Consider the following 5,366-nt stretch of genomic DNA (forward strand, 5'->3'; position numbering starts at 1 on the left):
AAAGTTTTTCCTGGGGGTAGGAGTCAGGAGTCAGGAGTCAGTAGCCAGTCGTTTCAGGCTTTGTTGCCCTTGTTTTGTGTACCAAGCGATGTACTACAAGAAGGATAATGCAAGGTTTTTGAAAGTCCCAATCCTATTTTCGCAGCATGAACATCGGACTTTAACAGGTCAAAAGCCTTATTTTAAAAGGGTTTTACCATTATTCAGCAAGCCCTAGTTAGGGTATGCCGAATAAATCTAAAAACCTTATCCAACAAGGTTTTTAGATTTTTTTTACCTCAAAAAGTGCCGACCCTTGCAGTAATCGGCGGGAAAATTCCGGGACTTTTTCCCTGCAAATTCGGTAATTGACCCCCTCAAAATTGGTAAAACCCTACACCCTGCCGCCAGGAAAAACTTTTTGCCGCAAACCCTAATTAGTTAATACCAATAACTAGAACTTTGTTGGGGTTCAGGGGCAAAAGCTAACCAGTAGGGGAATTGTAAAAGAGCGAAATTGAGCCGTTCTTCGGTATCATCGATGATAATGAGCGGTGAATATTTATCCTCAATTAAACGTTCCGCTTTTTGAATTAAAGCTTCGGGAGACTCAAAGAGAACGATGCCGCGGTCTGGTCCAAAATCGGCGCGGGAAATGCCGAGACAATCTTGGAGACCGCGCCGCCATTCGCCTAAACGTTCGGGACTATTAGCCAGAACGAGAGAACGGAAGCGATCGCCCTGTAATTCCGCCATAATCGAGATAATTGCCGAAGCGACCAGAATATTCTGGAGACGGCTGCCCATACCGCGAACAGTACCCCGGCCCCCCTGTTTAAAGAACCACTGTTGCACCCGTTCGGCGTGAATTGGTTCAAAAGTGCGCCGTAATTGCCAAGGCGGACCGTAATAGTCAGGACGACTGCGATAACGGTCTAAAACAGTTTGGATGCGCTGATTTTGGTCAGAAAAGCCCTGTCTAGGGGTGGATTGCCCCACCGGTTCCGATTCATAACCCGAACGGTTAGAGCGACGGGGTTCTTGCCAATTATCCCGGCCTTGGTTACTGGTACGGGAGGGACGGGGACTTTCTTCGCGATCATCCCGGCCTTGACTGCCACGGGATGGACGGGGGTTTTCCTCCCGTTCGGTCCGCAGGGGAGGTTCCACGGGTCGGGGGGATTTTTCGGGGGTTTCAAAACGGGGTAATTCCAACTGTTCGGCAGCCGCGGCCAAATCCTGTAAACTGCCCACCAGATAGTCTTTAAATCCCTGAACCCGCACGGCCATATCCTGGGAGACTCCGGCGAAATTACTCCGCATTTCCTGCCGAATCCGCTCACGACGGCGTTCTAACTGTTCGATCGCCACTTCTAACGCCTGTTTGCGTTGTTCTAGGTCTTTTACGCCTTCCTTGAGCATTCTTTCGATTTGAGCTTTGATATCTCCTAGTTCCTCGGCGATCAAGCGTTCTCTTTCCGCTTTTAATGCCGAGATTTCTGCCTCTAGGCTCTGTTTTTGCCGTTCTAGAGCCTCGATTTCTGCCCGCAGGGGTTGCGCCTGCGCTGTGGGAACTAATTCGCCTTCGGGGGCGATTGCCGATGGCAGCGGATTCTCTACTGGGCGATCGTTCCAGAGATCATCAAAACTAAATTCTTCGACAGATTCATTGGGTAAGTCTGTCATTTTGTCAAGGGGTAAAACATTAAAATCTTCTGAATTCATCGGCTTTAGAAATGCAGAGCGAACAGAGGGCCAAGGCAGGCAATTAAGTAAGTGGTTCTAATTAATAGACGATATATCTTGCCTTCGATCCCCCCTGCCCCCCTTAATAAGGGGGGTGCCGATAGGCGGGGGGATCCCCCCTGCCCCCCTTAATAAGGGGGGTGCCGATAGGCGGGGGGAGCTGACAATTTTTAACACCTACCTACTTAAGACGCTATTAATTGCTAGATTTTATTTTAACTCAATCTTAGTTCGCTTCTGAGTCGATCGCTGGCGATGCTGCTAAAGGATAGTATTTTTCGAGGCACAGTCTCAGGGTTGCGCTGTCAAAGATAATGGGCAAAAAATGAATGCTGTTAATTTCTTTGAAATAAAATAGGATCGGGACTTTATTCCAGAAAATCCGCCAATTTTGCCATTCTTGGTAGGGAAAGGAGCGAATTTGTTGCCCGGACAGATAGACATCTAAGGAGGTAGGGGTAAACTGGAGACGAATGCGGGTAGTCTGGAACATCAAGAATAGCCCTAACAGGGAGAAAATTATGCCGAGCCAGACCTGTAAAAAGAGTAAAGGCAGCGATAAAATTACCAAAAACAGGGGAATTCGATAGTTAGGAGCCAGTTCGATCGTTCCTGTTACTTCTTGCGGGGAAATAGTTTTCATCGGTGTCCCTATCGGCAGTCAGCCAAAATATCTTCGCTTCTAGTTTATCGCATTGTTTTTCGACAGGCGATCGAGATAATCGAGACTCGATCGGCGATGATCTGGTGGTGTCATGGCATCGTAGAAGGAGACTTTACCCCCATAGGCACGCCGGAGATTAAAATCAGTTAAGACCTTAGATCGTTGATCGGCGAGGATCAATTCTTTATTTAAGAGGATTAAATCAGCAAAATGGGTGATAGATTCGCCTAAATCATGGTTAACGACCATGACAATTTTATTTTCTTGGGCTAACTCACCAAAGATATTAAAAAGAATCCCCTCGGTTTTCTGATCTACCCCAACGAAAGGTTCATCAAAACAGAAAATCTCCGCTTCTTGGGCCAAAGATCTGGCTAAAAAGACTCTTTGCTGTTGTCCTCCCGACAACTGACCGAGGGGACGATGGCGTAAATCAGCCATTTCCACCCGTTCTAGGGCATTTAAAGCCCGTTGACGACTAATATGGGAAAAAGGACGAAACCAACCCGTTTTTCTAACTCTCCCCATCATTACCACATCCCAAGCGGTGACGGGATAGGTCCAGTCGATTTGAGTTCTTTGGGGAACATAAGCGACTTTATCCAGTTGTTGCTGTAGAGATTGCCCTTGATAGTTAACGCTTCCCTGTTGTACGGGAATTAATCCTAGCATGGCTTTGATCAGGGTACTTTTGCCCGCACCGTTGGGACCGATAATACCGGTTAATCGTCCTGGATGAATTTTCAGGGTGATATCCCGTAGGGCTTCCACGCCGCGATAATATACTCCTAGATGACTAACTGTAATTGTCGTTTGCATAGTTGTTACCCTGAGTCTCCATTTCTAGCATAACTAAAAATGAGACAATTATGAAGCAACCATGAAAAGATTATGAAAGATAGCTAGGGTGAGATTAATCGCCACTCAGTAAAGCTTCCACGAATTCGTAACTGGAAAAGGGCCGCAGATCCTCGATTCCTTCCCCAGCGCCGACAAAGCGAATCGGTAGGTTAAGCTGACGCGCTACGGCAAGGGCAACACCCCCTTTAGCTGTACCATCGATTTTAGTCAGGATCACGCCGCTTAATTGGGCAGCTTCCGAGAAAACCTCGGCCTGTCGCAGCCCGTTTTGTCCTAAAGTGGCATCGAGAACTAGAAGGGATTCCACCACGGCACTCTCGGCTTTTTTGTCGATAATGCGGCGAATTTTGCTTAATTCTGCCATTAAGTTCTTTTTATTCTGCAATCTTCCCGCCGTATCCACTAAGAGTAATTCTACCTCCCTGGATTTAGCGGCTTCGATGCCATCGTACACCACGGCGGCCGGGTCGGTATTTTTGCCCGGGTTGGCAATGACTTCGACTTGCGATCGCTCTCCCCAAACTTTCACCTGTTCCACGGCAGCGGCGCGAAAGGTGTCGGCAGCGGCGATCATACAGCTATAGCCAGATTGTTTAGATAAATGAGCTAATTTGCCGATAGTCGTCGTTTTACCCACTCCGTTAACTCCTGTGAGCATCCAGATATTTAATTTGCCCTTTTCTGGCTCAAAACCGGGGTTGCTATAATTGGCTAAAGGTGCATCTAAAATCTCGCGGATAATTTCTTTGAGATATTCGATCGCTTTTTCGGGGGGCAGAGCTTCCTGTTTTAGCTTATTTTGGAGGGTAGTGATAATATAATCGGTGGCATCTACCCCCACATCGGCCTGAAGCAATAAAGCTTCGATTTCCTCCACCGCGTCTTGATTGAGGGGACCCTGACCGACCACGGCCTTAAGCTGATTAACCAAGCTGCGGCGCGTTTTGCCTAAACCCTGACGCAATTTTTTTAACCAAGTGATTTCTTCTTCCGAAACGTCCTCTGCTTGTCGTCCCTGATTGGCCAAAACTTTGGCCGACCAGATAAAATCCTCATCTGGTTCTGTGGGGGTTTCGATGGCGGTTTCTTTGAGGATTTCGAGGCGATCAGATTTTTTCAGCCATGCGGGGGTATTATCCTCGGTTTCTTCTTCTTTAACTGGTTCTTGCTCTTGCGGAGGTTCGGTTTCAGCAATGGATGTTTCAGGGGTTTCGCTCACGACGGCCTCGGCCGTGGCTTTTTTCTCTTGAATATTTTTAAAGGCTTTTTTGGCCCAATCTAAATAGTCTTCCTGACTGGTTGCCTCGCTGGGGGTTTCCTCTACGGGTGCAGGGGGTGCTTGTTCTTGTTCGGGTTGGACTTTCTGACGACGGAACCAGTTAAACATAGGAGAAACTAAACATAAAACTATTTATCTAGTTTATTTTAACCCTTGGCGTGAGCAATTTTGATAGTTATATTTTTAATTGTGGATTTCTCAGCATTTTTTGCCAGAGATTAAGGGAAAAATGATAACCTTGCTCAAGGATAACTTTATCTCTTTTTAGGGAAATGCTGTATCCTAGAAAATAGAATAGGAAGGAGAGTCAAAAATGTTAAGCACTACCGAAACTAAATATTATACTCCCGAAGAATATCTAGCTCTGGAGGAAACGTCCGAGGATAAAAATGAATATCGTCAAGGAGAAATTATCCCAATGGTAGGAGCCACCACTAATCACAATCAGATTTGTCTAAATTTTTGCCGTAATTTTCCTTTAAATATCAATAATCAAGATTATTATACCTACATGGAAACGGTGCGTTTATGGCTGTCATATTATAGTATTTACACCTATCCCGATGTGATGGTGATTAAAGGTCAACCTCTCTATCAAGGTAATAGTCAATCTAACGTGATCAATCCTTTAATTATTGTCGAAGTTCTCTCTAATTCTACCCAAGCTTATGATCGAGGGGATAAGTTTAAATTCTATCGTTCCTTGCCAACTTTTCAAGAATATATTCTGATTGAACAATCTAGTTATAGTGTAGAACGTTACTATAAACAAAAGGATGATCAATGGTTAGTTGATTTCCTTACAGGGGAAAATGCAGTTTTACAATTGGTGTCGGT

Annotated in this window: 5 protein-coding genes; 1 reads left to right on the forward strand and 4 read right to left on the reverse strand. The window is 45.7% G+C overall.

Annotated elements, in window-relative coordinates; translation table 11 throughout:
* Positions 1-420: 420 nt before the first annotated feature.
* From IM509_RS23660 to ftsY, 4 genes are all read right to left on the reverse strand, one after another.
* Entirely contained in the window at positions 421-1,704 is a 1,284-nt protein-coding gene (locus IM509_RS23660) for a DUF3086 domain-containing protein (RefSeq protein WP_185237983.1), read from the reverse strand.
* A gap of 247 nt (positions 1,705-1,951) precedes the next feature.
* Positions 1,952-2,368 carry a DUF3119 family protein gene (locus IM509_RS23665; RefSeq protein WP_002761589.1) on the reverse strand — a complete coding sequence of 139 codons (417 nt, stop codon included), beginning with the start codon at positions 2,366-2,368 and terminating at the stop codon, positions 1,952-1,954.
* Between the two features lie 39 nt (positions 2,369-2,407).
* A complete protein-coding gene (locus IM509_RS23670) occupies positions 2,408-3,208 on the reverse strand; it encodes a metal ABC transporter ATP-binding protein (protein WP_185237982.1) in 801 nt (266 codons plus the stop codon).
* 94 nt (positions 3,209-3,302) lie between these two features.
* On the reverse strand, positions 3,303-4,637 hold the full coding sequence (gene ftsY, locus IM509_RS23675; protein ID WP_185237981.1) for a signal recognition particle-docking protein FtsY: 1,335 nt from the start codon (positions 4,635-4,637) through the stop codon (positions 3,303-3,305).
* Positions 4,638-4,842: 205 nt separating this feature from the next.
* Between ftsY and IM509_RS23680 the strand changes: the two genes are divergently transcribed.
* Positions 4,843-5,366: Uma2 family endonuclease (locus IM509_RS23680; RefSeq protein WP_287717362.1), on the forward strand; the 524-nt coding region annotated here is incomplete at its 3' end.

Source organism: Microcystis sp. M31BS1, assembly GCF_020245285.1.
In the GTDB taxonomy this organism is placed as follows: domain Bacteria; phylum Cyanobacteriota; class Cyanobacteriia; order Cyanobacteriales; family Microcystaceae; genus Microcystis; species Microcystis panniformis.